This window comes from Modestobacter versicolor, from assembly GCF_014195485.1.
Lineage (GTDB): Bacteria > Actinomycetota > Actinomycetes > Mycobacteriales > Geodermatophilaceae > Modestobacter > Modestobacter versicolor.
This window is the reverse complement of sequence record NZ_JACIBU010000001.1, coordinates 2,391,020-2,416,470: the sequence shown is the minus strand read 5'-3', so window position 1 is coordinate 2,416,470 and position 25,451 is coordinate 2,391,020. Positions and strand designations below refer to the sequence as shown.

28 protein-coding genes are annotated in these 25,451 nt (G+C 74.3%); 17 read left to right on the top strand and 11 right to left on the bottom strand.

All coding sequences use genetic code 11. The features are described from left to right. Window positions 1–3 precede the first annotated feature (3 nt). Window positions 4–918: an MSMEG_6728 family protein gene (locus FHX36_RS11840; RefSeq protein WP_110550299.1), complete on the top strand. Its 915-nt coding sequence runs from the start codon at window positions 4–6 to the stop codon at window positions 916–918. On the opposite strand, the gene FHX36_RS11835 is transcribed toward FHX36_RS11840, so the two are convergent. Genes FHX36_RS11835 through FHX36_RS11825 form a run of 3 tightly spaced genes read right to left on the bottom strand, consistent with a single transcriptional unit; the run spans window position 878 to window position 2,522 of the window. Further along, a complete protein-coding gene (locus tag FHX36_RS11835) occupies window positions 878–1,771 on the bottom strand; it encodes a phosphotransferase (protein ID WP_110550298.1) in 894 nt (297 codons plus the stop codon). The two genes, FHX36_RS11840 and FHX36_RS11835, sit on opposite strands and share 41 nt — an antisense overlap. Next, window positions 1,768–2,166: a PaaI family thioesterase gene (locus FHX36_RS11830; RefSeq protein WP_110550297.1), complete on the bottom strand. Its 399-nt coding sequence runs from the start codon at window positions 2,164–2,166 to the stop codon at window positions 1,768–1,770. Before FHX36_RS11830 ends, FHX36_RS11835 begins: the two co-directional genes overlap by 4 nt. Beyond that, window positions 2,163–2,522 carry a VOC family protein gene (locus FHX36_RS11825; RefSeq protein ID WP_110550296.1) on the bottom strand — a complete coding sequence of 120 codons (360 nt, stop codon included), beginning with the start codon at window positions 2,520–2,522 and terminating at the stop codon, window positions 2,163–2,165. The genes FHX36_RS11830 and FHX36_RS11825 overlap by 4 nt, the downstream gene beginning before the upstream one ends. A gap of 95 nt (window positions 2,523–2,617) precedes the next feature. On the opposite strand from FHX36_RS11825, the gene FHX36_RS11820 reads away from it, so the two are divergent. Then, window positions 2,618–3,163 carry a YbaK/EbsC family protein gene (locus FHX36_RS11820; protein WP_110550295.1) on the top strand — a complete coding sequence of 182 codons (546 nt, stop codon included), beginning with the start codon at window positions 2,618–2,620 and terminating at the stop codon, window positions 3,161–3,163. A gap of 26 nt (window positions 3,164–3,189) precedes the next feature. Then, the gene (locus FHX36_RS11815; protein WP_146251484.1) at window positions 3,190–3,387 is read left to right on the top strand and encodes a hypothetical protein; all 198 of its coding nucleotides are present in this window, start codon (window positions 3,190–3,192) and stop codon (window positions 3,385–3,387) included. A 73-nt stretch (window positions 3,388–3,460) separates the two neighbouring features. Here the strand turns inward: FHX36_RS11815 and mscL are convergent, their stop codons facing one another. From mscL to FHX36_RS11800, 3 genes are all read right to left on the bottom strand, one after another. After that, a complete protein-coding gene (gene mscL, locus FHX36_RS11810) occupies window positions 3,461–3,925 on the bottom strand; it encodes a large conductance mechanosensitive channel protein MscL (RefSeq protein ID WP_110550294.1) in 465 nt (154 codons plus the stop codon). 45 nt (window positions 3,926–3,970) lie between these two features. Further along, window positions 3,971–4,621: a Flp pilus assembly protein CpaB gene (gene cpaB, locus FHX36_RS11805; protein ID WP_183513759.1), complete on the bottom strand. Its 651-nt coding sequence runs from the start codon at window positions 4,619–4,621 to the stop codon at window positions 3,971–3,973. A gap of 109 nt (window positions 4,622–4,730) precedes the next feature. Then, a complete protein-coding gene (locus FHX36_RS11800) occupies window positions 4,731–5,066 on the bottom strand; it encodes an FmdB family zinc ribbon protein (RefSeq protein ID WP_110554174.1) in 336 nt (111 codons plus the stop codon). Window positions 5,067–5,233: 167 nt separating this feature from the next. Here FHX36_RS11800 and FHX36_RS11795 point away from each other — a divergent pair, with 167 nt between their 5' ends. After that, window positions 5,234–5,716, top strand: coding sequence for a MarR family winged helix-turn-helix transcriptional regulator (locus FHX36_RS11795; RefSeq protein WP_220036093.1), 483 nt, complete (start codon window positions 5,234–5,236; stop codon window positions 5,714–5,716). A gap of 43 nt (window positions 5,717–5,759) precedes the next feature. Further along, window positions 5,760–6,788 (top strand): LLM class flavin-dependent oxidoreductase, encoded by a 1,029-nt coding sequence (locus FHX36_RS11790; RefSeq protein ID WP_110554175.1) that lies wholly within the window; start codon window positions 5,760–5,762, stop codon window positions 6,786–6,788. On the opposite strand, the gene FHX36_RS11785 is transcribed toward FHX36_RS11790, so the two are convergent. From FHX36_RS11785 to FHX36_RS11775, 3 genes are read right to left on the bottom strand one after another with little or no spacing between them, the layout of a single operon-like run. Next, window positions 6,771–7,493 carry an AAA family ATPase gene (locus FHX36_RS11785; protein ID WP_220036094.1) on the bottom strand — a complete coding sequence of 241 codons (723 nt, stop codon included), beginning with the start codon at window positions 7,491–7,493 and terminating at the stop codon, window positions 6,771–6,773. The two genes, FHX36_RS11790 and FHX36_RS11785, sit on opposite strands and share 18 nt — an antisense overlap. Before the next feature lie 35 nt (window positions 7,494–7,528). Continuing rightward, the gene (locus FHX36_RS11780; protein ID WP_343056598.1) at window positions 7,529–9,082 is read right to left on the bottom strand and encodes a carboxyl transferase domain-containing protein; all 1,554 of its coding nucleotides are present in this window, start codon (window positions 9,080–9,082) and stop codon (window positions 7,529–7,531) included. Further along, the gene (locus tag FHX36_RS11775) at window positions 9,079–10,314 is read right to left on the bottom strand and encodes a CaiB/BaiF CoA transferase family protein (RefSeq protein ID WP_110553599.1); all 1,236 of its coding nucleotides are present in this window, start codon (window positions 10,312–10,314) and stop codon (window positions 9,079–9,081) included. The genes FHX36_RS11780 and FHX36_RS11775 overlap by 4 nt, the downstream gene beginning before the upstream one ends. Window positions 10,315–10,517: 203 nt before the next feature. Between FHX36_RS11775 and FHX36_RS11770 the strand changes: the two genes are divergently transcribed. From FHX36_RS11770 to sepX, 4 genes are all read left to right on the top strand, one after another. After that, window positions 10,518–11,471 carry a UTP--glucose-1-phosphate uridylyltransferase gene (locus tag FHX36_RS11770; protein ID WP_110553600.1) on the top strand — a complete coding sequence of 318 codons (954 nt, stop codon included), beginning with the start codon at window positions 10,518–10,520 and terminating at the stop codon, window positions 11,469–11,471. A 110-nt stretch (window positions 11,472–11,581) separates the two neighbouring features. Continuing rightward, window positions 11,582–13,072, top strand: a complete 1,491-nt coding sequence (gene glp / locus FHX36_RS11765; RefSeq protein WP_220036046.1) for a molybdotransferase-like divisome protein Glp — start codon at window positions 11,582–11,584, stop codon at window positions 13,070–13,072. A gap of 55 nt (window positions 13,073–13,127) precedes the next feature. Then, window positions 13,128–13,691 (top strand): GNAT family N-acetyltransferase, encoded by a 564-nt coding sequence (locus tag FHX36_RS11760; protein WP_258372967.1) that lies wholly within the window; start codon window positions 13,128–13,130, stop codon window positions 13,689–13,691. Window positions 13,692–13,924: 233 nt separating this feature from the next. Next, window positions 13,925–14,644 carry a divisome protein SepX/GlpR gene (sepX, locus tag FHX36_RS11755; RefSeq protein WP_183513757.1) on the top strand — a complete coding sequence of 240 codons (720 nt, stop codon included), beginning with the start codon at window positions 13,925–13,927 and terminating at the stop codon, window positions 14,642–14,644. 56 nt (window positions 14,645–14,700) lie between these two features. Here the strand turns inward: sepX and FHX36_RS11750 are convergent, their stop codons facing one another. Together FHX36_RS11750 and FHX36_RS11745 are read right to left on the bottom strand one after the other, a co-directional pair. After that, window positions 14,701–15,234: a MarR family winged helix-turn-helix transcriptional regulator gene (locus tag FHX36_RS11750; RefSeq protein WP_146251537.1), complete on the bottom strand. Its 534-nt coding sequence runs from the start codon at window positions 15,232–15,234 to the stop codon at window positions 14,701–14,703. Window positions 15,235–15,350: 116 nt separating this feature from the next. After that, a complete protein-coding gene (locus FHX36_RS11745) occupies window positions 15,351–16,850 on the bottom strand; it encodes an aldehyde dehydrogenase family protein (RefSeq protein ID WP_110551386.1) in 1,500 nt (499 codons plus the stop codon). Between the two features lie 290 nt (window positions 16,851–17,140). Here FHX36_RS11745 and FHX36_RS11740 point away from each other — a divergent pair, with 290 nt between their 5' ends. From FHX36_RS11740 to FHX36_RS11705, 8 genes are all read left to right on the top strand, one after another. Beyond that, entirely contained in the window at window positions 17,141–17,977 is an 837-nt protein-coding gene (locus FHX36_RS11740) for a transketolase (protein ID WP_220035855.1), read from the top strand. Further along, window positions 17,977–18,957, top strand: coding sequence for a transketolase family protein (locus tag FHX36_RS11735; protein ID WP_110551384.1), 981 nt, complete (start codon window positions 17,977–17,979; stop codon window positions 18,955–18,957). Before FHX36_RS11740 ends, FHX36_RS11735 begins: the two co-directional genes overlap by 1 nt. A 17-nt stretch (window positions 18,958–18,974) precedes the next feature. Next, window positions 18,975–20,039, top strand: coding sequence for a zinc-dependent alcohol dehydrogenase (locus tag FHX36_RS11730; protein WP_110551383.1), 1,065 nt, complete (start codon window positions 18,975–18,977; stop codon window positions 20,037–20,039). Next, window positions 20,036–21,553, top strand: coding sequence for a sugar ABC transporter ATP-binding protein (locus tag FHX36_RS11725; RefSeq protein ID WP_110551382.1), 1,518 nt, complete (start codon window positions 20,036–20,038; stop codon window positions 21,551–21,553). Before FHX36_RS11730 ends, FHX36_RS11725 begins: the two co-directional genes overlap by 4 nt. Next, a complete protein-coding gene (locus tag FHX36_RS11720; RefSeq protein ID WP_110551381.1) occupies window positions 21,550–22,545 on the top strand; it encodes an ABC transporter permease in 996 nt (331 codons plus the stop codon). The genes FHX36_RS11725 and FHX36_RS11720 overlap by 4 nt, the downstream gene beginning before the upstream one ends. A 92-nt stretch (window positions 22,546–22,637) precedes the next feature. Further along, window positions 22,638–23,633 carry a sugar ABC transporter substrate-binding protein gene (locus FHX36_RS11715; protein ID WP_110551380.1) on the top strand — a complete coding sequence of 332 codons (996 nt, stop codon included), beginning with the start codon at window positions 22,638–22,640 and terminating at the stop codon, window positions 23,631–23,633. Between the two features lie 83 nt (window positions 23,634–23,716). Further along, window positions 23,717–24,499, top strand: a complete 783-nt coding sequence (locus tag FHX36_RS11710) for an SDR family NAD(P)-dependent oxidoreductase (RefSeq protein ID WP_110551379.1) — start codon at window positions 23,717–23,719, stop codon at window positions 24,497–24,499. A gap of 9 nt (window positions 24,500–24,508) precedes the next feature. After that, window positions 24,509–25,390 carry a sugar phosphate isomerase/epimerase family protein gene (locus FHX36_RS11705; RefSeq protein ID WP_110551378.1) on the top strand — a complete coding sequence of 294 codons (882 nt, stop codon included), beginning with the start codon at window positions 24,509–24,511 and terminating at the stop codon, window positions 25,388–25,390. Window positions 25,391–25,451: the final 61 nt, after the last annotated feature.

The window sequence follows — 25,451 nt, the reverse complement described above, 5'->3', positions numbered from 1 at the left end:
GCGATGCAGACCTTCCTGCCGGTCGCCGACTTCACCGAGTCCGCCCGCCTCCTGGACAACCCCCGGCTCGGCAAGCAGCGCGTCGAGTGCCTGCAGGTGCTGCGCGCGCTCGAGCTGCCCGACTACGGCTGGGCCAACCACCCGGTCGTCACCATGTGGCGCGGGCACACCGCGGGGCTGGTCGTGTACTCGCTGGCGATGGTGCGGGTCTGGCGGGAGCGCGGCTTCGCCGACACCACCGAGACCCTCATCGCCGAGTTCGCCCCCGACGCGGCGGGGATGACCCAGCAGGAGGCTGCCGCCGCCGGGCTGCTGCCCAGCTGGGTCGGCGACGAGCAGCTGCACCTCTCGCACCGCTCGAACCTGCTGGCCAAGGACCCGGAGTTCTACCGCTCCCGGTTCCCGGGCGACCCCGACGACCTGCCGTACAGGTGGCCGGGCTCGGACGACGTCCCGCCCGCCCCCGCACCGGAGGGCACGCCGGTCTGGGTCGTGCGGCCCCGCGCGCACAACGAGCTGGGGGCCGCGCTGGCCAGCGGCATCGTCGGGCTGGGCGTCCAGTCCGGGGTGGACGTCGACGCGACTGGGCTCTCGGCCGCCGAGCTGCGGGCGCTGTCCAAGGAGCTCTCCGGACGACGCCCGGCCAAGGACCTGCGCCAGCTCTCGGCGCTGCTCGACGAGATGGCCCCCGGTGACCTGGTGGGGCTGCCGGTCGAGCACGGTGCGGGGCTGCTGCTGGGCGAGGTCGTCGGCGGCTACGCCTTCGCCGGCCGCGAGCTGCTCCCGCACCGCCGGCCGGCCCGGTTCTCCCACGTCGTGCCCCGCTCGGCGGCCCGGCCACCGGCGACCCTGCAGGACCCCCGCGCGCTGTTCCGGGTCACCCTCGACCCGGAGGCGCTCCCCGCAGGCCTGCGCTGACCTCCGCCACGGCGGCGGTCAGCTGCTCCCGGGCCGCCGGCAGGTGCTCGGGCACCCGCACCGCGTGCACGAACCACCAGGCGGAAGCGTGCAGCGCGCGCAGCCACCCGAACGGAGCCACCTCGTCGTCGCCGGGGCGGTCCGGCACCGCGTCGAGCGCCGCCCGGCCGTCCAGCCGGCTGGTCCGCAGCAGGCAGGCGAGGTCCCAGCCCCGCGGGCCCCGGCAGGTGTCCTCCAGGTCGGCCCACACCCAGCCGCCCGCCGTCCGCAGCAGGTTGCCCGGGTGGGCGTCGCCGTGCAGCGGCTGCACCGGGCCGGCCAGCCGGGGCCGGAGCTCGCCGAGCAGCTCCCCGGTGGCGGCGACCAGCGGTGCGGGCGCGCCGAGCTCCACCCCGCGCTCGAGGAAGACGGCCAGGTCGCCGAGCGGGGTGTCCAGCGGGTCGCCGTCCCAGCCGGGGACGACGTCGGCGAGCACGGTGTGCAGCTCGGCGAGTGTGCGGCCCGCGACGGCCGGCGTGGGCCGTTCGGGCAGCAGCTCGGCGTACCGCCAGAACGACAGGGTCAGCCCGCCGTGCTCGTGCGGCCCGGGCGGCAGCAGGTCCGACGGGGTGAGCACCGGTGCCCCGGCCGCCGCCAGGGCAGCGGCCAGCGCGAGGTCGCGGCGCGGCTGGCGGGCGACGTCCGGGCGGAGCAGCGGGGTCAGCGTGGCGACCCGGGCGACCACCGGCGCCGGTCGCAGGTGGAGGACGAGGTTCACCCCGTCGGACAGCACGACCGGGTCGGCGCTGACCACCCCGTGCGCGCCGGCCACCGCCACCGCGGCGGCGACCGCCCGGTCGACGCGGTCGATCACGCCCCGGGCAGCGGCACGTTCTGCAGCCGGACCTGCCCGCGGGCGACGAGCTTGCCGTCCTCGCGGGTCATCGTGACCAGCCACAGCTGCAGCGTCTTCCCCTGCTGCACCGGCTCGGCGACGACGTCCAGCCGGCCGGCGGTCATCGGCCGGAGGAAGTCGGTGCTGTTCGAGACGCCGACGCTGAACTGACCGCGGTCGGCCACCGCGGCGCTCGCCCCCAGGCTGGCCGCGGACTCCACGATCGTGCAGTAGACGCCGCCGTGCACGACGCCCCAGGGCGTGTGGTGCTGCGGGCCGACCTCGACCTGCCCGGCCACCCGGGTGCCGGTGACCTCGGTGAGCTCCAGGCCGGTGGCGTCGACGAAGGCGCTCGTCGCGGTCGGGTCGGTCACGCCGCGTCCCAGACGAGGCAGAACGGGTGCCCGACCGGGTCGGCGTAGACCCGGAAGTCGCCGCCGCCCCCGGGCAGCCGGCGGGCGCCCAGCTCGAGCACCTGCGGCTCGGCGACGTCGACGTCGGCGACCCGGATGTCGAGGTGGAACTGCTGCGGGCGGGCCGGGTCGGGCCAGTCCGGGGGTGTGAGGTCCGGCGCCGCCTGGAAGGCGAGCCGGTAGCCGGCGCCGGTGGCCACCACCCAGTCGTCGCCCGGCTGGCCCTTGACCTCCATGCCCAGCACGCCGGCGTAGAAGGTCGCCAGGGCGTGCGGGTCGGGGGCGTCGATGACCACGGAGTGCAGCTGACCGATCATGGCCGCCATCCTCACCCGGACCGCCCCGCGACGACAGCGCGGGGAGGTGCTGACCCGGGCGGCGGGGCGACCGACCGGTGACGCACGATCAGGGCATGACCGCACCGCAGCTCGGCTCGCTCACCTGGTTGCCGGCGCACGAGCACCTGGACCTGCTCGGCGGCCCGGTCGCCGCCGCGGTCCCCGGGCTCGCCGGCCCGGTGTGGGTCGCCGCCATCGACGACGACGCGGCCGACACCGCTGCCTTCACCGACGTCTACGGCGTGCCGGCCGCGGCGTCGGCGAACTGCGTGGTGGTCGCCGCCCGGCGTGCGGGGGAGACGACGCTCGCTGCCTGCCTGGTGCTGGCCACCACCCGGGCGGACGTGAACGGGCTGGTGCGCCGGCACCTGGGTGCCCGCAAGGCGTCGTTCGCGCCGCAGGACGTGGCCGTCGCCGAGTCCGGCATGGCCTACGGCGGGATCACCCCGGTCGGCCTGCCGTCGTCCTGGCCGGTGCTGGTCGACGCCGCGGTGGCGGCCAGCGAGCTGGTCGTCATCGGCTCGGGCACCCGGGGCAGCAAGCTCGCGGTGCCCGGCGCCGTGCTCGCCGCGCTGCCCGGCGCCGAGGTGCTGGAGGGCCTGGGTCAGCCGCTGGACTGACCCCTGGCCCACCTATCGTCGGTGGCGTGCCAGCACCCGAGCAGCCAGCACCCGCGCAGTCAGCACCCGAGCAGCCGGCGGTCGAGCCGCGGCGGGACGAGACCACGTCGAGCGTGCGCCCGGAGCGGGCGCCCGACGACAGCGACGTCGGCTGGGGCGAGCGGCCGGCCGACCCGGACGACGACGACCGCCGCTACCTGGAGGACCGCCCCCCGCACTGGTAGGAGGACCTCGCTGCCCCCCACGCCTCGCGAGCTCGGCGCGGGCCCCTGCAGCGAGGCCGTTCCAGCCCGTCGCCTACGGCTGGACGGGGCGGCGGAACTCGCCGGTGGAGGCGTGCCGGCCGCTCTCCTCCTCGGTTGCGGGGTCGAGCCCCTGCTGGGCGCGCAGCAGGTCACGGATCTCGGCCAGCAGCTCCACCTGGGTGGGCGCGGCGGGACCGGCCTCCTCGCCGCGCCTGCGGCGCTCCGCGATCGTCTTGAGCGGCAGCACGACGATGAAGTAGATGACCGCCGCGGTCAGCACGAAGGTGATGACCTGGTTGATGAAGTCGCCCCAGCGGAAGACCTGCCCGTTGACCGTGCTGGTGCCGCCGGTGACCCCGCCGCCACCGACCAGGCCGATCAGCGGCTGCAGGAACGACTCGGTGAACGAGCTGACCACGGCGGTGAAGGCCGCGCCGATGACGACCGCGACGGCGAGCTCGACGACGTTCCCGCGGAGCAGGAAGTCCTTGAAGCCCTTGGCGACGTTCTTGAGCAACGCGGTACCCCTCGGTCGTGGGGGCGACGGCGCGTGGCCCCATGATCACGGCCGGCCGAGCGTAACGGTGAGGGAGCCCGCAGCCCCGGCAGCGGCGAGCTGCTGCGCGGTGTCCGGTGGGACGGCGAGCACCAGCAGCCCGCCGTCCGCGACCGCGCCGGGCGCCTCGCCGGCCGGGACCGCGACCACCAGCGCGCCTTCGGCCACGACGAGCACCCCCGCTGCGGCAGCGTCGCCGGTCGCGGTCAGGGCGTCGCCGGGCGCCGCCAGCACGTCGACCCGGTCGCCGGCGCGGAGCAGGCCGGCCACCGCGAGGTCGGCCAGCCGCACCGGCGCGGCGACCAGCCCGGCCGGCACCGCGGACCACAGCCCCGGGCCGACGACGCGGACGTCGGTGACCGGCTCTCCGGCGCGCACCGGGGCGGCGAGCAGCTGACCGGTGAGCTCCTCGGCGTCGGCAGCCGCCCCACCCGGCAGGACCCCGGCCGGCAGCCGGACGACCGCCAGGTCGCCGGGGGCCAGCACGGTGCCGGCGGGCAGGTCGGCCGCGGCGACCGCGACCGGCGAGGTGGGCTCGGCGCCGGTGGCCGGCGGCGGGGGCCGCAGCGCGAGCACCAGCGCCAGGCAGGCGAGCGAGGCGGCGGCGACCTGCCGGAGCAGGTGCACCGGCGACCGGGGGCGGCGGAGGCGGGGCACCCGACCAGCGTGGGCGGTGCGGCGGGGAGCGCGGGGCCTCAGCGCCGGTCTGTGGACCGGTGTGCCCGCTGTGGACGCGCGGCAGCGCGCCGCCGTCGTCCGTGCCGGGTCAGTTGGCGGCCTTGCCGCCGGTGCTCGGGGTCGTCGACGAGCTCGTCGACGAGCTGGAGCTCGAGGACTCCTTGCTGCCGTTGCTGCTGCTGGAGGACTCCTTGGTGGTGGAGGACTCCTTGCTGGCCGCGGGGGCGGAGGAGCTCTCGGCCTTGCGGCTGTCGGTGCGGTAGAAGCCCGACCCCTTGAAGACCACGCCGACCGAGCCGTAGACCTTGCGCACCGGGGCGCCGCACTCCGGGCAGGTGGCCACCGCGGGGTCGGTGAACGACTGCACGACCTCGAACTCGTGCTTGCCCTCGGGGTTGGTGCAGACGTACTGGTAGGTGGGCACGGTGCTGGGAACTCCTCGTCGGTGTCCGAGCCGGGGCTGGCACTCGGCCCTGGCGACTGCCAATGATGCGCCGTCGGCCCACCCGCCGTCCACGCCGGGGACCCGTGGCGGGTGAGTGCGCCCGCTCACACCGGCGCCCGCCCGGGCACGGCCGGTACGGTCCAGCCGTGGCGCAGGAGTGGCTCGACGAGCAGCAGCAGCGCACCTGGCGCGCCTGGCTGGCGGTCACCGAGCTGCTGCCGCACACCCTCGACGCACAGCTGCAGCGCGACGCCGGGCTCACCCACGCCGCCTACGTGGTGCTGGCCATGCTGTCGGAGGCACCGGACCGCAGCCGCCGGATGAGCGACCTGGCCCGCACCGCCAACCAGTCGCAGAGCCGGCTCTCGCACACCGTCGCCCGGCTCGAGGAGCGCGGCTGGGTGCGGCGCGAGCGGGCCACCGAGGACCGCCGCGGCAACCTCGCCGTGCTCACCGACGAGGGCTGGGACGTCGTCCAGCGGGTCGCCCCAGGGCACGTCTCCGCCGTCCGGGAGGCGCTGTTCGCCGGCCTGACCCCGGCGCAGACCGAGGCGCTGGGTGACGTGCTGACCGTCGTCCTGGAGCGGCTGGACCCCGACCACACGCTGCGGGTCCCCGAGGTCGGCTGATCGCGCGGGAAGCCGCACCGCCGGCCCGGCGTTGCGGTCGGTGATGACCGAGACCCCGCTGCCGCTGTCCGTGCTCGAGCTGGCCACTGTCGGGTCCGGGCAGACCACCGCCGACGCACTGGCCGGCACGGTCGCCGTCGCGCAGACCGCCGACCGGCTGGGCTACCGCCGGATCTGGGTGGCCGAGCACCACAACATGCCGGCCGTGGCCAGCACGAACCCGCCGGTGCTCATCGCGCACCTGGCCGCGGTCACCGAGCGGATCGTCGTCGGCTCCGGCGGGGTGATGCTGCCCAACCACGCCCCGCTGGTGGTCGCCGAGCAGTTCGCGCTGCTGGAGGCGCTGCACCCGGGCCGGATCGACCTGGGCATCGGCCGGGCGCCGGGCACCGACCAGCACACCGCGCTGGCGCTGCGCCGCGACCCGAAGGCGTTGTCGGCCGAGGACTTCCCGCAGAACGTGGTCGACCTGCTCGGCCTGTTCGGTGACGAGCGGGTCGAGGGCGGGCTGGCCGAGCGGTTCACCGCCACGCCGGCGGCGGTCTCCGCGCCCCGGGTGACCCTGCTCGGGTCCAGCGGCTTCTCCGCGCAGCTGGCCGGTCAGCTCGGCCTGCCGTTCACCTTCGCCCACCACTTCGGCAGCCCGAACACGGTGGCCGCGCTGACCCTCTACCGGGAGGCGTTCCAGGCCTCGCCCGTGCTGGACCGCCCGTACGCGATCGTCACGGCGAACACGCTGGTCGCCGAGGACGACGAGCAGGCCCGCCGGCTGGCGCTGCCCGGGCAGCTGATGCGGCTGTCGATCCGCACCAACCGGCTGCGCCCGGTGCCCTCGCTGGCCGAGGCGGCCGACGACCCCGAGCGGGCCGCGGCCGAGGCGATGCCGAGCAACGCGATCATCGGCGGGCCGGAGCGGGCCGTCGCGGAGCTCCGGCAGCTGGCCGCCGACACCGGTGCCGACGAGCTGATGGTCACCGCGTCGACCCACGGGGTGGCCGAGCGGGTGCGCAGCCTGGAGCTGCTCGCCGACGCCTGGGGTCTGGCTCCGGCGGCGTCAGCGCAGGTGGCGTAGGTAGGCCGCCGGCTCGTCGAGGAAGTGCCGCCAGCTCCGGGTGAGCTCGAGGTCCTCCCAGCGGGCCGGCCGCAGGCCCCAGTCGCCGACCTCCAGCAGCTGCGCGCCGGGCAGGGCGGCGACGACGGGGGAGTGGGTGGCGACGACGACCTGCGCACCCGCGGCCGCCAGGTCCAGCAGCACCGAGACCAGCGCCAGGCTGCCGCCGAAGGACAGCGCCGCGTCGGGCTCGTCGAGCAGGTAGGTGCCGCCACCCCGCGCCCGCCGGGTGAGCACCTCCAGGAACGCCTCCCCGTGCGAGAGCGCGTGGTAGTCGACGTCGGGCCCGCCGGGCAGGCTCTCCAGGTACGAGTACAGCCCGTGCAGCGTCTCGTCGCGCAGGAACACCCCCCAGCGGGAGGCCCCGGGGCTCCGCTCGACCACCAGGCCCTGCGACTCCGGCTCGCTGGCCCGGGTGCTGAACCGGGTGTTGACCGAGCCGCCCTCGGGGTTGAGCCCGAGGGTGACCGCGAGCAGCTCCATCACCGTGGACTTGCCCGACCCGTTCTCGCCGACCAGCACCAGCGGCCCGGCCGGCAGCTCCAGCCCCTCGGCGAGGAGCTGGGCCACCGCCGGCACCGTCAGCGGCCAGGTGCCCCGCTGCGCGCGGGTCGGCGGCGGGGCGCCCGGGTCGGGCTTGAACCGGCGGATCGCACGGGTGTCCACGCCGCCATCCTGGCGGCCGGGTGGGACACCCGGCGTCAGCGGCCGAGGTGCCGCCAGCGCCGGGTCCGGCTGCGCAGCCGCTCGACGTCGTCCCGGCCCAGCAGCCCGGCCAGCTCCTCGGCGAGCACCCGGCCCAGCCGGCGGCAGAACTCCACCGGCTCGTCGGCGGCGTCGGGCCGCTCGGGCACCACCCGGTCGACGATGCCGGCCCGCCACAGGTCGGTGGCCCGCACGCCCTGGGACGCCGCCATCTCGTCGGCCCGGTCGACCGTGCGGTGCACGATCGCCGAGGCGCCCTCCGGCGGCAGCGGCCCCAGCCAGCCGTTCGCCGTGGCCAGCACCCGGTCGGCGGGCACCAGCGCCAGCGCGCCCCCGCCGGTGCCCTGCCCGAGCAGCACCGCCAGGGTCGGCGCCCGCAGCACCACCAGGTCCTGCAGGCAGCGGGCGATCTCCCCGGCCATCCCGCCCTCCTCGGCGGCCACCGACAGCGCGGCCCCCGGGGTGTCGATCAGGGTGAGCAGCGGCAGCCGGAGCTCGTCGGCCAATCGCATCCCGCGCCGCGCCTCGCGCAGCGCCCCCGGGCCCAGCGGCGCCGACAGCGACTGCCCGCGCCGGTCCTGGCCCAGCACCACGCACGGCGCCCCGCCGAACCGGGCCAGCGCCAGCAGCAACCCGGGGTCGGACTCGCCGGCGCCGGTGCCGTTGAGGGTGACGACGTCGGTCGCCGCGGTGCGCAGCAGCTGCCGCACCCCCGGCCGGTCGGCCCGCCGCGAGGCGGTGACGACGTCCCACGCGGTGCGCCCGTCCTCCGGGTCGTCGGCGTCGGTGCCGTCGCCCTCGACCGGCCCCTCCACCGCGGTGCCGCGGTGCCAGGTCTCCCGGGCAGCCAGCACCCGCAGCGCCCGGTCGGCGACGTCGGCCAGCTCGTCGACCGGGACGACCCCGTCGATCAGCCCGTGCGCGGCGAGGTTCTCCGAGGTCTGCACGCCCTCGGGGAAGGGCTCGCCGTACAGCGCCTCGTAGACCCGCGGCCCCAGGAAGCCGACGGCGGCCCCCGGCTCGGCGATCGTCACGTGACCCAGCGAGCCCCACGAGGCCAGCACCCCGCCGAACGTCGGCCCGCGCAGGTAGACCAGGTAGGGCAGCCCGGCCTCCTTGTGCCGGGCGATCGCCGCGGTGATGCCGATCATCTGCAGGAAGGCGACGGTGCCCTCCTGCATCCGGGTGCCGCCGGAGACCGGTGAGGCCAGCAGCGGCAGGCCCTCGTCGGTGGCCCGCTCGACCGCCGTCATCAGCCGCTCGGCGGTGGCCACCCCGATGGAGCCGGCCAGGAAGCCGAACTCCCCGGCGACGACGGCGACCCGGCGGCCGCGCAGCGTCCCCTCCCCGGTGACCACCGCCTCGTCCTGCCCGGTCTTCTCCGCCGCCCGGGCGAGGTCGCGGGCGTAGTCGTCGTCGACCGCGCGCGGGGGCACCGGGGTGTCCCAGGAGCGCCAGGACCCCGGGTCGAGCACCAGGTCGCGCAGCGCCCGCGCGTCCATCCGGGCCGGCCGGGTGGTCGGCGCGGCCGTGCCCGCGGGCCCGCTCACGTGGCGTGCCCGTCCTCGACGTCGTCACCGGCCGGCTGGGGGACGCCGTCGGGCGCACCGGACAGCCAGGCGCGGATCGCGTCGCCGTCGGCGCCGAGCACCGGCGGCGGGGTGTGGTCGCGGCGGGTGGTCTCGACCTCGCCCTCGGCGCCGGGGGCGAAGAACCGCAGCGGCGGGCCGGGCAGCGTCAGCGGGCCGGCGGTGGCGTGGTCGACGGAGATCGCCAGGCCCTGGGAGAGCGTCTGCTCCCAGGCGTAGACCTCGTCCAGGGTGCGCACCTTGCCCGCGGGCACCCCGGCGGCGTCCAGCCGGGCGAGCAGCTCCGCGGCCGGGATCTCCGCGAACGCCGTCTCCAGCAGCTCGATCACCTGCTGCCGGTTGCCCACCCGCTCGCCGTTGGTCGCCATCCCCGGCGCCTCGGGGTCGAAGCCGAACTCGGCGCACAGCCGCCGCCACAGGCCCTCGCTGCCGCAGGAGAGCTGCACGCTCCCGCCCGCGCAGCGGAACAGGCCGTAGGGGGCGATCGAGGGGTGGTGGTTGCCCTGGCCGCGGTTGACCTGGCCGCCCACGGTGTACGCGGTCCCCTGGAAGGCGTGCACGCCGACGACGGCGGCGAGCAGCGAGGTGCGCACCACCTGCCCGCGCCCGGTCCGCTCCCGCTCGACCAGCGCGGCGAGCACGCCGTAGGCGCCGTACATGCCGGCCAGCAGGTCACCGATCGGGACGCCGACCTTCTGCGGGTCCTCGGGGCCCGAGCCGGTCAGCGACATCAGCCCGGCCTCGCCCTGGGCGATCTGGTCGTACCCGGCCCGCTGTCCCTCCGGGCCGTCGTGGCCGAAGCCGCTGATCGCCAGGGTCACCAGCCGCGGGTTCAGCTCGGCCAGCACGTCGGTGCCGAAGCCGAGGCGGGCCAGGGTGCCGGGGCGGAAGTTCTCCAGCAGGACGTCGGCCCGGCGCACCAGCTCGGTGAGCACCTCCTTGTCACCCGGGTCCTTGAGGTCGAGGGTGATCGACTCCTTGTTCCGGTTGGCGGAGAAGAAGTAGGTGGACTCGCGGCCCGCCCCCTCGGGCTGGACGAACGGCGGGCCCCAGCCGCGGCTGTCGTCCCCGCTCCCGGGGCTCTCCACCTTGATCACCCGGGCGCCGAGGTCGCCGAGCATCATCCCGGCGTGCGGTCCGGCCAGGGCGCGGGTCAGGTCGACGACGAGGACGCCGTCCAGGGGGCCACTCACGTGAGTCGGGGTCCTTCCAACCAGACGACAGAGACGTCCGCCACCCTCTCACCGGGCCGAGCGGGGCGTCAGCCCCGCTGCCACCTGCCGGCAAGCGGGGCGGGGCGCACCCGTCCGGACACCTGGTGTGTGCGCAAGATCGCCACGTCGTTCACCGTCTCGGGGGAGTCGGGCACGGCGTGCCGCTGGTTAGGCTGCGCCGCATGCCGAGCCCGTCCGCAGACCACTCGACGACGCCCCGGGCCGCCACCAAGGCGGTGATCCCGGTGGCCGGGATGGGCACGCGGTTCCTGCCCGCGACCAAGGCGGTGCCCAAGGAGCTGCTGCCGGTCGTCGACCGGCCGGCGCTGCAGTACATCGTGGAGGAGGCCGCTCGCGCGGGCCTGCCCGAGGTGCTCATGGTCACCGGCCGCGGCAAGGGCGCCATCGAGGACTTCTTCGACCGCACCCCGGAGCTGGAGACGGCCCTGGAGGCCAAGGGCGACACGTCCCGGCTGGACGCCGTGCACGAGTCCACCGACGTCGCGCAGGTGTTCTTCGTCCGCCAGGGCGAGGCCAAGGGCCTCGGGCACGCGGTGCTGCAGGCCGCGGCGTTCGTCGGCGACGAGCCGTTCGCGGTGCTGCTCGGCGACGACATCATCGACGCCCGCGACCTGCTGCTCGAGCAGATGCTCGCCGTGCAGGCCGAGCACGGGGGCGCGGTGATCGCGCTGCTGGACGTGGGCGCGGAGAACATCTCCAAGTACGGCGCCGTCGCGGTGGAGGACGCCCGGGTCTCCGGCGACGCGGCCGGCGACGACGTCTTCCGGGTCACCGGCCTGGTCGAGAAGCCCCCGGCCGACGAGGCGCCGAGCACGCTGGCGATCATCGGCCGCTACGTGCTGCCCCCCGAGGTCTTCGAGGCCATCCGGCAGACCCCGCCCGGGCGCGGCGGCGAGATCCAGCTGACCGACGCGCTGCTCCGGCTCGTCGACGACGGGGTGCCGGTGCACGGCGTCGTCTTCTCCGGCCGCCGCTACGACACCGGCGACAAGCTGGACTACCTCAAGGCCGTCGTCCGGCTCGCCGTCGAGCGCGAGGACCTCGGCCCGTCGTTCGGGCCCTGGCTGCGTGACTTCGTCGCCGACCTGCCCGCCGAGGGCGCGTCGCCCGCCTGACCGGGGCTCCCAGAGGGCACCATCGGGAGCCAGGTCCGTCGACGGCGGCCGTGGCCGGCAGGTCCGGCCGTGGGGACAGGCCCGACGACGGGAGGACGACGGTGGTGGGGATGAGCGACGACAGCACGCGCGGGTGGTTCTCGGGAGGTGGCCGGGACACCTCCCAGCTGGACCTCGGGCAGGGCTCGCTGGTGCCGCCGCCCCGGGACCGGCAGCTGGCGACGGCGGAGCGCCCGGTGCCGGCCGGGCACGACACGGTCCAGGTCGACCGCGGCATGTTCGCCTCCGAGCGGGTGCCCTCCCCGGCCATCGCGACCGGCGACCGGACCCCCGACCCGATGGCCGACACCGGCTCCGTCGACGTCTCCGGGGTGCGCCTGCGCACCGTCGAGCAGCACCTGGACGAGATCCTCGGCGCCGTGCCGCAGCCGGCGCCGATCGAGCTGGCCGTGCTCGACGCCCAGGGCCTGCTCTGCGCCGAGCTGGTCACCAGCTCGCGCGCGCTGCCGGCCTTCGACCAGGCCGGGCTGGACGGCTACGCGGTGCGCTCGGCCGACATCGCCACCGCGACCGTCGAGCTGCCCACCGACCTCGCCGTGGTGGGGGAGACCTCGGCCGGTTCGGCGCAGGTGGCCTCCATCGGCGCGGGCCTGGCGCAGAAGGTCGCCGTCGGCGCGATGCTGCCGGCCGGCGCGGACGTCGTCGTCCCGGCTGCCTGGACCGACCAGGGCGCCGCCCGGGTGCAGGTCTACGCCGCGCTCGCGCCGGGCAGCTACGTGCGCCGGATCGGCGACGACGTCGCCCCCGGCGACACCGCGGTGCAGATCGGCACCCCGATCGGGCCGGCCCAGATCAGCCTGCTCGCCGCCGTGGGCCGCGAGCGGGTGGCCGTGCGGCCGCGCCCCCGGATCGCCGTCCTGTGCGCCGGTGAGGAGCTGGTCGACGTCGGCGCCACCGTCGGCCCGGGCCAGCAGGTCGACGTCAACAGCTACGCGCTGGCCGCCGCCGCCCGGGACGCCGGTGCCGAGGCCTACCGCGCCGGCATCATGCCCAACGACAAGCGCCGGATGGTCGAGCTGATCGAGGGCCAGACGCTGCGCAGCGACGTCGTGCTGATCGCCGGCACCTTCGCCACCGGCGCCCCGGACCTGCTGCAGGAGGCGCTCGACGAGCTCGGCGGGCTGTCGTTCACCCAGGTCGCGATGCACCCCGGCCCGGTGCACGCGTTCGGCAAGCTCGGGCCCAACAACGTCCCGGTCATCTGCGTGCCCGGTGAGCCGGTCGCCGCGCTGGTCGCCTTCGAGGTCTTCGTCCGCCCGGCCATCCGGCTGATGCTGGGCAAGCGGCAGCTGTTCCGGCGCACCGTGCAGGCGGTCTCCGCCCAGCAGCTGCTCTCCCCGCTGGGCTACCGGCAGTACCTGCACGGCCAGGTCATGCGGCACCCCGACGGCGGCTACGTGGTGGAGCCGATCGGCGACGGCGACCAGGCGATGCTGGCCCGGATGGCGCGCGCGAACTGCCTCATCGTGGTCGACGAGGACGTCACCGAGGTCTCCGCCGGCGGGCTGGTCACGGTCATGCCGATGCTGCTCGGGGGCTGAGCTGGACCCGGCGCCGCACCCCGGCTGGCCGGCCCGGCTGGGCCACGGGCCGGTCGTGGTGCAGCCCCTCCAGCGGGGCGACGCGCGCGACTGGGCCCGGGTGCGCACCGAGAACGAGGCGTGGCTGACCCCCTGGGAGCCCTCCGCGTCCGTGCCGTGGCGCGACCGGCACACCCCGGCGGCCTACCGGGCGATGCGCCGGGCGGCGTCCCGGCGGGCCCGGGTCGGGATGTCGCTGCCCTTCGCGGTGCACTACGAGGGCCGGCTGGTCGGGCAGGTCACCGTGGACAACGTCGTCCGCGGCGCGCTGCGCTCCGGGCACCTGGGCTACTGGGTGGACTCCGCCGTCGCCGGGCGCGGGGTGGCCTCGCTGGCCGTGGCGCTGGTCTGCGACCACGCGTTCGGCCCGGTGGGGCTGCACCGGCTGCAGGCCGACATCCGCCCGGAGAACCGGCCGAGCCGGCGGCTGGTCGAGCGGCTGGGCTTCCGGCAGGAGGGGCTGTTCCGCAGCTACCTCGACATCGACGGCGGGTGGCGCGACCACCTGGCCTACGCGCTGCTGGCCGAGGACCTCCCCGGCGGCGCGCTCGCGCGCTGGCAGTCCCGCATCCCCGGCTGACTGCGGCCTCCTGCACGGCGTGTCCGCACCCGCTGACGGTCTGTTACCGCTTCGAGACCCGCGGGGAACGCCGACACGCCGGTGGGTCGGGCAGACTGCGCCGACACACCGGGAGACCTCCCTGGCATCGGCAGTCCGCGCCCTTACCTTGACTCCCGAGTGACGGATGTGACTCGTGTGGCCCCAGGGATGGGGTCGGTCTGTAGTGCCACGGATGGATCGGGGTGTGAGTGATGGGATCGGGCGTACTGCTGGCCGCTCTCGTCGTGCTGTGGTTCGTGGTCCTGGTGCCGATGGTGGTCACCCGGGGCGACGCGCACGCGACAGCCGGCGCGGCGGACTCAGGTCGCACCCTGCAGCGACGTCGTCCGGTGGACCCCGTGGTCCACGCGGAGACCGAGCGGGTGACGATCGACCGCGCCGCGCTGGTGAGCAGCGGTGAGCTGCGGGTCGACGTGCACGCGGTGCGCCGCCGCACGCTGGCCGGCCTGGTGGCCCTCGCCGTCCTGGCGCTGGTCGGTGCGCTGACCTACCGCTCGTGGCTGTGGGCTCCGCAGCTGCTGCTGGACGTCGCCGTCGTGGGCTACCTGATGGTGATCAAGGCCGCCGCCGACCGCGAGCGGCGGGCCGCTGCCCGGCGCAACGCCCGGCTGGCCCACCGTGCCCGGGTCGAGCAGGAGCGCCCGGTCCGCCGGCGCCCGGCCGAGCGCCCCGCCGAGCGCCCGGTCGTGCCGGCCGCCCGCCCGGCCCCGGTGGTCGTCGCCGAGACCGGCCCGATCCACCCGAGCCTGCCGCTCGCCCCGGTGCACCCGCTGCGTCCCGGCCGGGTCGTCGCCGCCCGCGTGCCGGTCTCGGCCGGCTGGCAGCAGAGCGCGGTCGTCGGGCTGGACGACGAAGACATCGGGTTCGCCGAGATCGACGTCTACTCCCCGGCCCGGGTGGTCAACGGCTGACCGGTCGGCGCCGCCGTGGAGCGGCGCCGAGGGAGGCCCCTCCAGTGGGGCCTTCGTCAGACCTGCTCGTCGTCCAGGGCCGCCTCGTCCAGCGCGTCCTCGGCCAGCAGCTCGCGGACGTGCCCGAGGAGGCGGCGGAGCAGGTCGTTGAGCCGGGTGACCTCCTCCGGCGACATGTCGGCCAGGATGATCTCCTGGCCGCGCATCGAGATCGGCAGCATCGCGTCGTGCATCTCGGCGCCGGCCGGGGTCAGGTAGAGCGGCCGTGAGCGGCCGCCGTCCTCACCCTGGACGACGAGCCGGCGGGCGGTCAGCACGGTCACGCTCTTGGAGACGATGGCCTTGTTCATCGCCACGAACTCGGAGATCTCGCTGGCCGTCGCGCCCGGCCGGATGGCGAGGGCGGAGATGACCCGCCAGTCGTTGGTGCCCAGGCCGAAGCGGGTGCGCAGTGCGCGCGACTCGCGCCACACGAGGCTGTTCGACAGCAGGGAGATCAGCCGCGGCGTGAAGTCGTTGCTGTCGATCACGGTCGCCATGGGTTCGGCGATGGCATCCGGCGGCAGCTCCATGGTTGCGTCCCTCGTCACGGCGGCACGGTGCGCGGCCTCGTCGGGGCTGGATACGACTCCCGCCTGTCCGGAAAGCCTAGCCACGCGCAGGTGCGGGCCGGCGGGGGAGTGCCCCGCCGGCCCGCGACCGGCTGTCAGTGCGCGGCCCCGGCCTGCTCGGTCTCGTCGGCCGCGTGGGCGATGGAGCGGGTGTCCTGGAAGGCGCGGACGCCCTCGATGCCCTGCTCGCGGCCCATGCCCGAGGCCTTCATGCCGCCGAACGGCGCCCGGAGGTCGAGCCGCGCGGCGCCGTGGTCGTTGACCCAGACGTAGCCGCACTCCAGCTGCGCGCCGATCCGGTTGGCGGAGTCGGTGTCGGCGGTCCAGACCGACGCGCACAGCCCGGCCCAGGTGTCGTTGGCCTGCCGCACGGCCTCTGCGTCGTCGTCGAACGGGATCACCGGGATCACCGGACCGAACTGCTCCTGGGTGACGACCCGCAGTGACGGGTCGGGGTCCACCACGACGGCCGGGCGCAGGAAGTTCCCCTCGGCGAACTCACCGCCCGGGAGCTCGCCGAACTCCAGCACGGTCGCCCCGGAGGCCTTGGCCTCCTCGATGATCTCGGTGACGAAGGCCTTCTGCGCGGGCTGGTGCAGCGGGCCCATGGTCGTGCCCTCGGCCAGACCGTGGCCGAGGACGACCTTCTCCAGCCGCGCGGTGAGCCCGGCGACGAGCTCGTCCATCCGGGACCGGTGCACGTAGAGCCGCTTGGCGTTCATGCAGATCTGGCCGGTGGTGTCGTAGACGGCGCCGAACAGCCGGTCGAGGTGGTCGTCGTCCAGGACGGCGTCCGCCCGGATGATCGCCGGGTCGTTGCCGCCCAGCTCGAGGGTGACCCGGGTGAGGCTGCGCGAGGCCATCTCCATGATCTTCTTGCCGCCGTTGACGCTGCCGGTGAAGCAGACCTTCGCGATGTCGGCGTTGTCGATCAGGCCGGCCATCTCGCTGTCCCGGCCGGTGACCACGTTGAGCACGCCCGGGGGCAGCTTCTCGGCAACGCGCTGCACCAGGCGAGTGGTCGCCAGCGGCGTCGAGGGCGGCGGCTTGACGATCGCGGTGTTGCCGGCGAGCAGCGCGTGGGGGAGCGCGGCGGCGAGGATCGCGATCGGCCAGTTGAAGGGGACGATCAGCGTCACGACGCCGATCGACTGGTACGCGACGGTGGTCTGGACCGGGATGCCGGGTGCCGGGGGCAGCACCTTGGTGGCGTCGACCTCCTCGGCGAGGGACAGCGCCAGCTGCCACCGGATCTCGAAGACCAGCGCGTCGACCCACGCCTCGTGGACGATCTTGCCGTTCTCCAGGGACAGCACCCGGGCGTCCTCGTCGCGCTCGTCGGCGAGGCCCTCGATGGCGGCGGCCATCTGCGCGGCGCGCTCGGTGGCCGACAGCGCCGACCACGCGGGGTAGGCGGCCTTCGCCGCGGCGACCGCGTCGGCGACGTCCTCCCGCGTGGCGGCCGCGGCGTGACCGACGACGACGCCGGGCCGTGCCGGGTCGACGACGTCGAGCACGTCGGTCGTCGTCCGCTCCTGTCCACCGATGTAGAGCCCCGTCGTCACCGGGGCGGTCGTGCTCGTCGTGCTGGTCATGCGGAACGCCACCTCTCTGTGTCTGTCCGTCTGAAGCTGCCTGGCGGCCCGACGGAACCTATCCGAGAGCCACGGTTTACATGTGAACCCTAGATGGTTAATGTGGCCCGCACCACATGGTTCACAAGTAAACGAACAAGCGCTACTGTGACGCAGGTCACTCCACCTGAGGCTCGCCGGACCACCCCCGCTCACGGCGGCGGGCCCGGCCCGAGCGCACCCGACGGTCACCGACGAGGGGTCCTGAGATGAATGACGACGCTGTGCGGCCGGAGGGCGAACGACCCTCCGTGGCCGAGCTGGAGGAGCGGGCCTACGAGCTGCGCGCCAAGCTGCTGCACCTGTGCGGCACCTACGAGGGGGCCGTGCACATCGGCGGTGACCTCTCGGCGGCCGACATCTTCACCGCGCTGTTCCACTACGGGCTCGACGTCGACCCCGGCGACATCAGCAACCCGCGGCGGGACCGGTTCCTGCTGAGCAAGGGCCACGCGGCGGTGTGCATGTACATCGCGATGTCGATGCGCGGCTTCTTCTCCTACGAGGGGATCGTCGAGACCTACGGGAAGCTCGACAGCGCCTACGGCATGCACCCGTGCAAGGTGCAGCTGCCCGGGGTCGAGGCCTCCACCGGGTCGCTCGGGCACGGGCTCCCGCTCGCGGTGGGCATGGCGCTGAGCGCCCGGCACCGTGGCGAGACCCACCGCGTCGTCTGCCTGCTCGGTGACGGCGAGACCGGCGAGGGCTCGGTGTGGGAGGCCGCGATGGCCGCCCGCAGCAACGAGCTGGGCAACCTGGTCGCCTTCGTCGACCGCAACCGCCAGCTCATGACCAGCTTCGCGGAGGAGCGGGTGGCCTTCGAGCCCTACCCGGACAAGTGGCGGGCCTTCGGCTGGAACGTGGTCGAGGCCGACGGCCACGACATGGCCTCGCTGGTGGCGGCCATCGACGGGCTGCCGGCAGCCCAGAGCGACCGCCCGACCGTGGTCATCTGCGAGACGGTCAAGGGCAAGGGCGTCGACTTCATGGAGCACAACCTCGCCTGGCACGCCGGCTCGCTCGGTGCGGCGGACCTGGAACGGGCGCTGGCCGCGCTCGAGTCGACGCGGAAGAAGGAGACGGTCTGATGCCGGTCACGTTCACGTTCGGCGAGATGCTGTCGGCCCGGTCGGTGATCGGGACGACGCTGGCGGAGCTCGGCGAGACCCACGACAACCTCTGGGTGCTCACCCCCGACATCGGCGCGACGCTGGTGGAGTTCCGGGACAAGTACCCGGAGCGGTTCCTGGACGTCGGCCTGGCCGAGCAGGCCTGCGTGGGCATCGCCGCCGGCCTGGCCTACGACGGGAACATCCCCGTGGTGTCGGGGATGCTGCCCTTCCTCAGCATGCGGGCGCTCGAGCAGATCCGCACCGACGTCTGCTACCCGAACCTGCCGGTCAAGATCATCGGCACCCACGGCGGGCTCGTGGGCAACGGCGGGTCGACGCACTACGCGGTCGAGGACCTCGCGCTGATGTGCGCCCTCACGAACATGACCGTCACCTCCGTCGGCGACCCGAACATGGTCGGGGAGGTCCTGCGCCAGTCGATGTCCATGCCGGGGCCGATCTACATCCGGCTCGCCGTCGGCAAGAAGGACAAGGTGCTCTACGCCGAGGGGGAGCACGACGTCCGGATCGGCAAGGGGATCGTCGCGCGGGACGGCACCGACGCCACGATCTTCACCCACGGGACGACGGTGGCCCAGGCGCTGGACGCCGCCGAGGAGCTCGCCGCGGACGGCCGCTCGGTGCGGGTGGTCGACATGTTCACGCTCAAGCCGATCGACGAGGCGCTGATCGCCCAGTGCGCCGACGAGACCGGCGGCAAGTTCGTCGTCCTCGAGGACCACCTGGCCTACGGCGGCCTCGCCTCGCGCATCGCCGACGTCGTCGCCGACCGCGGCATCCGGCTCAACGGCTTCGAGCGGCTCGGCATCCCGCAGGTCTACGCCGGCTTCGGCGACGACGAGGAGCTGCGCGACAAGCACGGCTACGGCCTCGCGGCCACCGTCGCGGCCACCCGCCGGGTCATCGCGCAGCCGTCCTGGCCCACCTCCCACTGACGGCGGCGGAGACACCGATGAGGACAGTCGCGGTCACCAAGATCGGCAGCCTGCGCGACCCGGACGAGTCCGCCCGCGGGCGGATCGGCATCGTCGAGATGCCCGACCAGCCGCTCGGGCCGGAGGACGTCCGGGTCCGGGTCGCCTACTCGGCGATCTGCGGGTCCGACCCGCACCTGGCGGAGGGCTTCTTCGGCACCGACGTGCCGATCGGTCTCGGCCACGAGCTCTCCGGCGTGGTGGAGGCGGTCGGCGACGGCGTCCGCACCGGGGTCCGGGTGGGTGACCGGATCGCCGGCAACTTCCTGCGGTTCTGCGGGAGCTGCGGGCCGTGCCGGGACGGGCGTCAGCAGTTCTGCGAGCACATCGCCGACTACAACCGCCCCGGGATGGCCGAGACGGTGACCTGGCACGAGTCGCAGGTGTACGTGCTGCCGGACTCGGTGAGCCTGCGCGACGGGTGCCTGCTGGAGCCCACCTCCGTCGCCGTCCGGATCGCGGACAAGACCCGCCTCCGGGTCGGCGACCGGGTGGCCATCTGCGGCGGCGGCCCGATCGGGCAGCTCGCGCTGCAGGTGATGCGGCTGCACGGCGCCACCTCGCTCACCCTGATCGAGCCGATCGCGGCCCGGCGGGAGATGGCGCTGGCCGCCGGTGCCGAGCACGTGATCGACCCGCTCGCCGAGGACCAGGCCGCGCGCGCCGCCGAGATCACCGGGGGCCGCGGGTACGACGTGGTCGTCGACGCGTCGGGCTCGACCCGCGCGGTCCGCGGGCTGCTGGACCTCGCGGCCCGGGGCGGCACCGTCGTCTACGGGGCGATGTACCCGCACGACTTCGAGATGCCGCTGAACCTGTCGGACTTTCTCTACCTCAAGGAGCTCACCCTCACCGGGGTCTTCGTCTCGCCCTACGCCTTCCCGCGGGCGGTGCAGCTGCTGCCGCACCTGGACCTCGCGGCGCTGACCGGCACGGTGTTCCCGCTGGACCAGGCGGTCGAGGCGTTCGCCGCGCATCTCAGCGGCGAGCACCCGAAGGTGCTCATCCGCTGCAACGACCTCGACGAGGGACCCGCGGCATGAGCACGGCGACGGCCGCTGCCGCGGCGCCGGCGCTGGAGGCCGTCGGCATCTCCAAGCACTTCGACGGGGTGTTCGCGCTCAACGGCGCCCACCTGTCGGTCCGGCCCGGCGAGATCCACGCGCTCCTCGGGGAGAACGGCGCGGGGAAGTCGACGCTGGTCAAGGTGCTCACCGGCGTCTACCACCCCGATGCCGGGCAGGTGCTCCGGTCCGGCGAGGAGCTCGAGCTCGCCAACGTGCGCGTCGCCAACCGCGCCGGCATCGTCGCGCTCTACCAGGAGCTCTCGATCATCCCCACGATCAGCGTGGCCGAGAACATCCTGCTCGGTGAGCGGATCCCCAGCCGCGGCGGCATCGTGCAGTGGTCGACGCTGCGCCGGCGGGCGAAGGAGCAGCTCGACCGCCTGCACCAGAAGATCCCGCTGCGCCAGCTGGCCGGCGAGCTCTCCCCGGTCCAGCAGACGATGGTCTCCTTCGCCCGGGCGCTGGCCAACGACGCGCAGATCCTCATCCTCGACGAGCCGACCGCGTCGCTCACCGACACCGAGATCACCGAGCTGTTCGCGGTGCTCCGCGCGCTGCGCGCAGACGGCGTGGCGATCGTCTACGTGTCGCACCGGCTCGAGGAGGTCTTCGAGCTCTGCGACCGGCTCACCATCATGCGCAACGGCGAGACGGTGCTGACCAAGGACGTCGCCGACTCCACCATCGACGAGGTCATCTCCACGATGGTCGGCCGCTCGCCCGGCGAGCTGTTCCCCGACCGGGGCACCGCGACCTCGACGGTCTCCCTGACCGTCAGCGAGCTCACCGGGCGCCGGGTCCAGGACGTCTCGTTCACCGCGCACCGCGGCGAGGTCCTCGGCATCGGCGGCCTGGCCGGCTCCGGGCGCAGCGAGTTGCTGCGGATCCTCGCCGGCGCCCAGAAGCACGTGTCCGGGACGATCACGATCAACGGCACCGAGCTGCCCCACTCCGCCGGCGTCGCGAAGACGCTGGACGCGGGCATGGCGCTCGTCCCCGAGGAGCGGCGCAGCCAGGGGGTGATCCTCAGCGCGTCGATCCAGGACAACGTGGCGCTGGCCAACATCGCCACGGTCAGCTCGCTGGGCATGGTGAACGGCGGGCGCATCGCCGACATCACCCGGCGCGGGATGTCGGACCTGCAGGTCAAGGCCCGCAGCCCGCGGCAGCCGGTCGGCGAGCTGTCCGGCGGGAACCAGCAGAAGGTCGTGCTGGCGAAGATGCTGGCCCGCGACCCCGCCGTCCTGCTGATGGACGAGCCGACCCGGGGCATCGACGTCGGCACCAAGGCCGAGATCTACCGGCTGGTCCGACGCCTCGCCGCCAACGGCACGACCGTGATCGCGGTCAGCTCCGAGCTGCCGGAGCTCATCGGGATGAGCGACCGGGTGCTGATCATGCACGAGGGGCGCATCTCGGGCGAGGCCCGCTCCGAGGACGCCGACGAGGAACTGCTGCTCACCTACTGCTACGGGAAGACTGCCCGATGACGACCACCCAGACCACGACGACGACGACGGTGGCCGAGGTCCCGGCCCGGCAGCGCACCTCGATCGGGAAGTTCCTCGTGCAGGGCGGGACGACGATCGCCCTCCTGCTGCTCATCGTCTTCTTCTTCGCGATGCGCCCGGACGTGTTCCTGACGTTCACCAACGTCCGGAACATCCTCTTCCAGGTCTCGATCCTGGCGATCATCGCCGGGGCGCAGACCCTGGTCATGGTGGTCGGCGACTTCGACCTGTCGCTCGCCGCGACCTCCAGCCTGGCCGGCGCCGTGGCCGCGTCGCTGATGCTGGACGGGCGGCCGACCTGGCCGGCCATCCTCGCCGCGCTCGCCGTCGGGCTGCTCATCGGCACCGCCAACGGGGCCCTGGTCGCCTACCTCAACCTCTCCGCCTTCGTGGCGACGCTGGCGACGATGACGTCGGTGACCGGGTTGGCCTACCTGGTCACCGAGGGCACGACGCTGTTCAACCTGCCGGCGGGGTTCAACTCGCTCGGGCAGGGGCGGGCGCTGAACATCCCGGTGCCGGTCTACGTGGCGATCGGCCTGGGCGTCGTCCTCTGGGCGCTGCTGCGCTTCACCACGACCGGCCGGAAGTGGTACGCCATCGGCGGGAACGTCGAGGTCTCCCGCCTGTCCGGGATCAACGTCCAGCGGGGCCGGCTGCTGGCCTTCGCGGCGGCGGGGCTCATCGCCGCGGTCGGCGGCATCCTGCTGGCCGCCCGCCTCGGCAGCGCGAGCGCCGTCCAGGGCAGCGACAACCTGCTGTTCTCGGTGGCGGCGGTCTTCCTGGGCATGACCGTCATCCGGTCGGGCCGGGCCAACCTCGTCGGCACGATGGTCGGCGTCGCGATCATCGGCGTGATGAGCAACGGGCTCAACATCCTCGGCGTGAACTCCTACGTCCAGCAGGTCGTCACGGGGCTGATCATCATCGCCGCCGTGACGCTCTCCTCGGTCAGGACCCGCGAGCGCTGACCAGGGCGGTCCACGCCCTGGTCACCGGAACAGCACACCCCACCCCACCCGGCCGGCAACGGCAGGCCGCACGTCCTACAAGGGAGTAGCTCATGCGCAGATGGACCGGGCTCGGCGCCAGCGTCGCAGTCCTCACGATGGTGCTGGCCGGTTGTTCGTCCGGGGACGGCGGCGGTGGCGGCGGCGGTGGCGGGGGTGACGACCCGTTCCGGGTGGTCGCCTTCACCTCGGGCAACCAGACCCCGATCGGCGCCTGGTGGGTCAAGGCCGTGGAGGCCAAGGCCGACGAGCTCGGTTGGGACCTCACCATGATCCAGGGCGACTTCGACTTCCAGAAGATGAACCCGCAGGTGGAGAGCGCGATCGGCCAGGGCGCCGACGTGATCCTGGACGGCTACACCGACGTCGCGGCGATCGGCTCGATCGTGACGGCCGCCCGGGACTCGGAGATCCCGATCTTCGCGATGGACGCCGCGACCGAGGCCACGGACGCCTTCGCCCTCAACATCACCACCGACCAGCAGGGCATCGTGGACGGCACCCTGGAGGCGCTGACGGCATCGCTCGGCGGCTCGCTCGAGGGCAAGAACGTCATGGTCATCGGCCACGACCCGCACCCCGGCATCCGGATGCGCGCCCAGCTGGCGCTCGAGGACCTGGAGGCCGCCGGAGCCACCATCGCCGGCGGTGACGTGCAGAAGGTGAAGTCCCCGGCCACCGGGCGCACCGAGGCGCTGGCCCTGGTCACCGACTACCTGACCGCCAACCCCGGCGGTCTCGACGCCGTCTGGGTCGGCTGGGACGACGCGGCGCTGGGTGCGTCGCAGGCGATCACCGAGGCCGGCTCGACGGCGAAGGTGACCGGGTCGGACGCCACCAGCGAGGCGATCGCCCAGATCCTGTCCGGCGGCACGTTCGTGGCCACCGCGAACCAGCCGTGGCCCGAGGTGCTGGACTCGGTGATCGAGCAGGTCACGGCCTACCAGGAGACCGGCGAGCTGCCGTCGGAGAACTACGAGGCGGTGGACACCACCATCGTCACCGCCGAGAACGCCTCCACCATCACGCCGTCGGACAAGTTGGGGTAGCCGGCCCCACCCCCGGTCGGGGCCGGGACGCTCCCGGCCCCGACCACCCCCCACCCCTCCACCCCAGCGGAAGGCAGTACCCCATGCGCCTGGAAGGCAAGGTCGCCATCATCACCGGCGGTGCCAGCGGCATCGGCCACGCGACCGTCCAGAAGTTCATCAGCGAGGGCGCGAAGGTGGTCGTCGCCGACATCGACCTCGAGCGGGCGGAGAAGGTCGTCGCCGAGGTCGAGGCCGACGGCCACCCGGGCCAGGCGGTGGCCGCCCAGGTCGACGTCTCGGTGTACGACCAGGTCGAGGCGGTGGTCCGGCGGGCTGTCGAGGCCTTCGGCAAGCTCGACGTGATCTTCAACAACGCCGGCATCGCCGGTGGCAAGCCGCTGCTGGACCACGACCCCGCGGTCGACTACCAGCCGATGATCCGGGTCGACCAGGACGGCGTGTACTACGGGATCCTCGCCGCCGGCCGGCAGTTCCGGGACCAGGGCACCGGCGGCGTCATCATCAGCACCTCCTCGATCTACGGGGAGCAGGCGGCCGAGCTGGCGTTCACCTACAGCGCCGCCAAGGCCGCCGTCATCTCCTTCACCCGGTCGGCCGCCTACGAGCTGGCCGAGTACGGCATCCGGGCGGTGGCGATCACCCCCGGCCGGGTCGGCACCCCGATCATCAACCAGTTCAGCGAGGAGCTGCGGACGACCTTCGCCTCGGAGCAGCTGCGCAACAAGCTCACCGAGCCGCACGAGATCGCCGACGTCGTGGCGTTCCTGGCCTCCGACGAGGCCAACGTCATCAACGGCACCGTCGTGCACGTGGACGACGGGTACTCGGTGTTCAAGAAGCGCCTCGACCTGCCGACCTTCTGAGGGGCCGACGTGCCGATCGATGCCGCCTGCCACCTGAACGTCCTGGTCCCCGACCTCGCGGAGCCCGCGCTGGGCCGGGCGCTGGGCACGCTGGCCGACCTCGGGTACTCCTCGGTCGTCCTGCCCCCGATCGACCCGGACGGTGACCCGCTCGCGGGGTGGGCAGCCCTGTTCCGCGACCACGGGCTCGCCCCGATCACCATCGCGGGGCAGGCCCCCGGCGCCGACGTCTCCTCGCCCGACGAGGACGAGCAGCAGGCGGGGGTGGCCGCGCTGCTCCGCATGGTCGACGCCACCGCCGCCCTCGGCGGGGACCAGATGAACGGCGTCTCCTACGGGTTGTTCGGCCGGTCGCCCACGGCCGCGCCGCCCGGTGCCCTCGAGCGCGCCGCGGGGCACCTCGGCCGGGTCGCCGACCAGGCCCACGAGCGCGGGGTCACGGTGACCTTCGAGGTGCTCAACCGGTACGAGACCCCGCTGCTCAACACCGCCGAGCAGGCCCTGGCGTTCCTCGCCGCCAGCGGGTCGGCGCACCTGCGGGTGCACCTGGACACCTTCCACATGGCGGTCGAGGAGGCCGACATGCTGGCCGCGATCCGGTCGGCGGTGCCCGTCCTGGGCTACCTGGAGCTCGGCCAGTCCGGCCGCGGCCCGCTCGGGTCGGGGTCGGTCGACACCGCGGCGGCGGTCCGGGCGGCCGTCGAGGCCGGGTACCGGGGCCGGGTCGGGGTGGAGGCGTTCTCGCGGTCGGTGCTGTCGGAGTTCGCCAGCGACCTGCTCGGCATCTGGCGGGAGCCCTACACCGACGGCGCGGCGCTCGCGGCAGAGGCGATCGGGATCATCCGGCGGGCCGAGGCGGACGTCGGGTCACCGGCGGGCCTCGGGTCCTGACCCGCCGACGCGGGCTCGGGAGGGTGGTGCGCACCGCGCGGGGGAGGGGCGGTATCCTCGT

Excerpts from the sequence above, each read along its gene's own strand:
- FHX36_RS11840 (WP_110550299.1), top strand. The coding sequence starts at position 4 with ATGCAGACCTTCCTGCCGGTCGCCGACTTCACCGAGTCCGCCCGCCTC.
- FHX36_RS11825 (WP_110550296.1), bottom strand. The coding sequence starts at position 2,522 with ATGATCGGTCAGCTGCACTCCGTGGTCATCGACGCCCCCGACCCGCAC.
- FHX36_RS11820 (WP_110550295.1), top strand. The coding sequence starts at position 2,618 with ATGACCGCACCGCAGCTCGGCTCGCTCACCTGGTTGCCGGCGCACGAG.
- FHX36_RS11790 (WP_110554175.1), top strand. The coding sequence starts at position 5,760 with ATGACCGAGACCCCGCTGCCGCTGTCCGTGCTCGAGCTGGCCACTGTC.
- FHX36_RS11770 (WP_110553600.1), top strand. The coding sequence starts at position 10,518 with ATGCCGAGCCCGTCCGCAGACCACTCGACGACGCCCCGGGCCGCCACC.
- glp (WP_220036046.1), top strand. The coding sequence starts at position 11,582 with ATGAGCGACGACAGCACGCGCGGGTGGTTCTCGGGAGGTGGCCGGGAC.
- sepX (WP_183513757.1), top strand. The coding sequence starts at position 13,925 with ATGGGATCGGGCGTACTGCTGGCCGCTCTCGTCGTGCTGTGGTTCGTG.
- FHX36_RS11745 (WP_110551386.1), bottom strand. The coding sequence starts at position 16,850 with ATGACCAGCACGACGAGCACGACCGCCCCGGTGACGACGGGGCTCTAC.
- FHX36_RS11735 (WP_110551384.1), top strand. The coding sequence starts at position 17,977 with ATGCCGGTCACGTTCACGTTCGGCGAGATGCTGTCGGCCCGGTCGGTG.
- FHX36_RS11730 (WP_110551383.1), top strand. The coding sequence starts at position 18,975 with ATGAGGACAGTCGCGGTCACCAAGATCGGCAGCCTGCGCGACCCGGAC.
- FHX36_RS11725 (WP_110551382.1), top strand. The coding sequence starts at position 20,036 with ATGAGCACGGCGACGGCCGCTGCCGCGGCGCCGGCGCTGGAGGCCGTC.
- FHX36_RS11720 (WP_110551381.1), top strand. The coding sequence starts at position 21,550 with ATGACGACCACCCAGACCACGACGACGACGACGGTGGCCGAGGTCCCG.
- FHX36_RS11715 (WP_110551380.1), top strand. The coding sequence starts at position 22,638 with ATGCGCAGATGGACCGGGCTCGGCGCCAGCGTCGCAGTCCTCACGATG.
- FHX36_RS11710 (WP_110551379.1), top strand. The coding sequence starts at position 23,717 with ATGCGCCTGGAAGGCAAGGTCGCCATCATCACCGGCGGTGCCAGCGGC.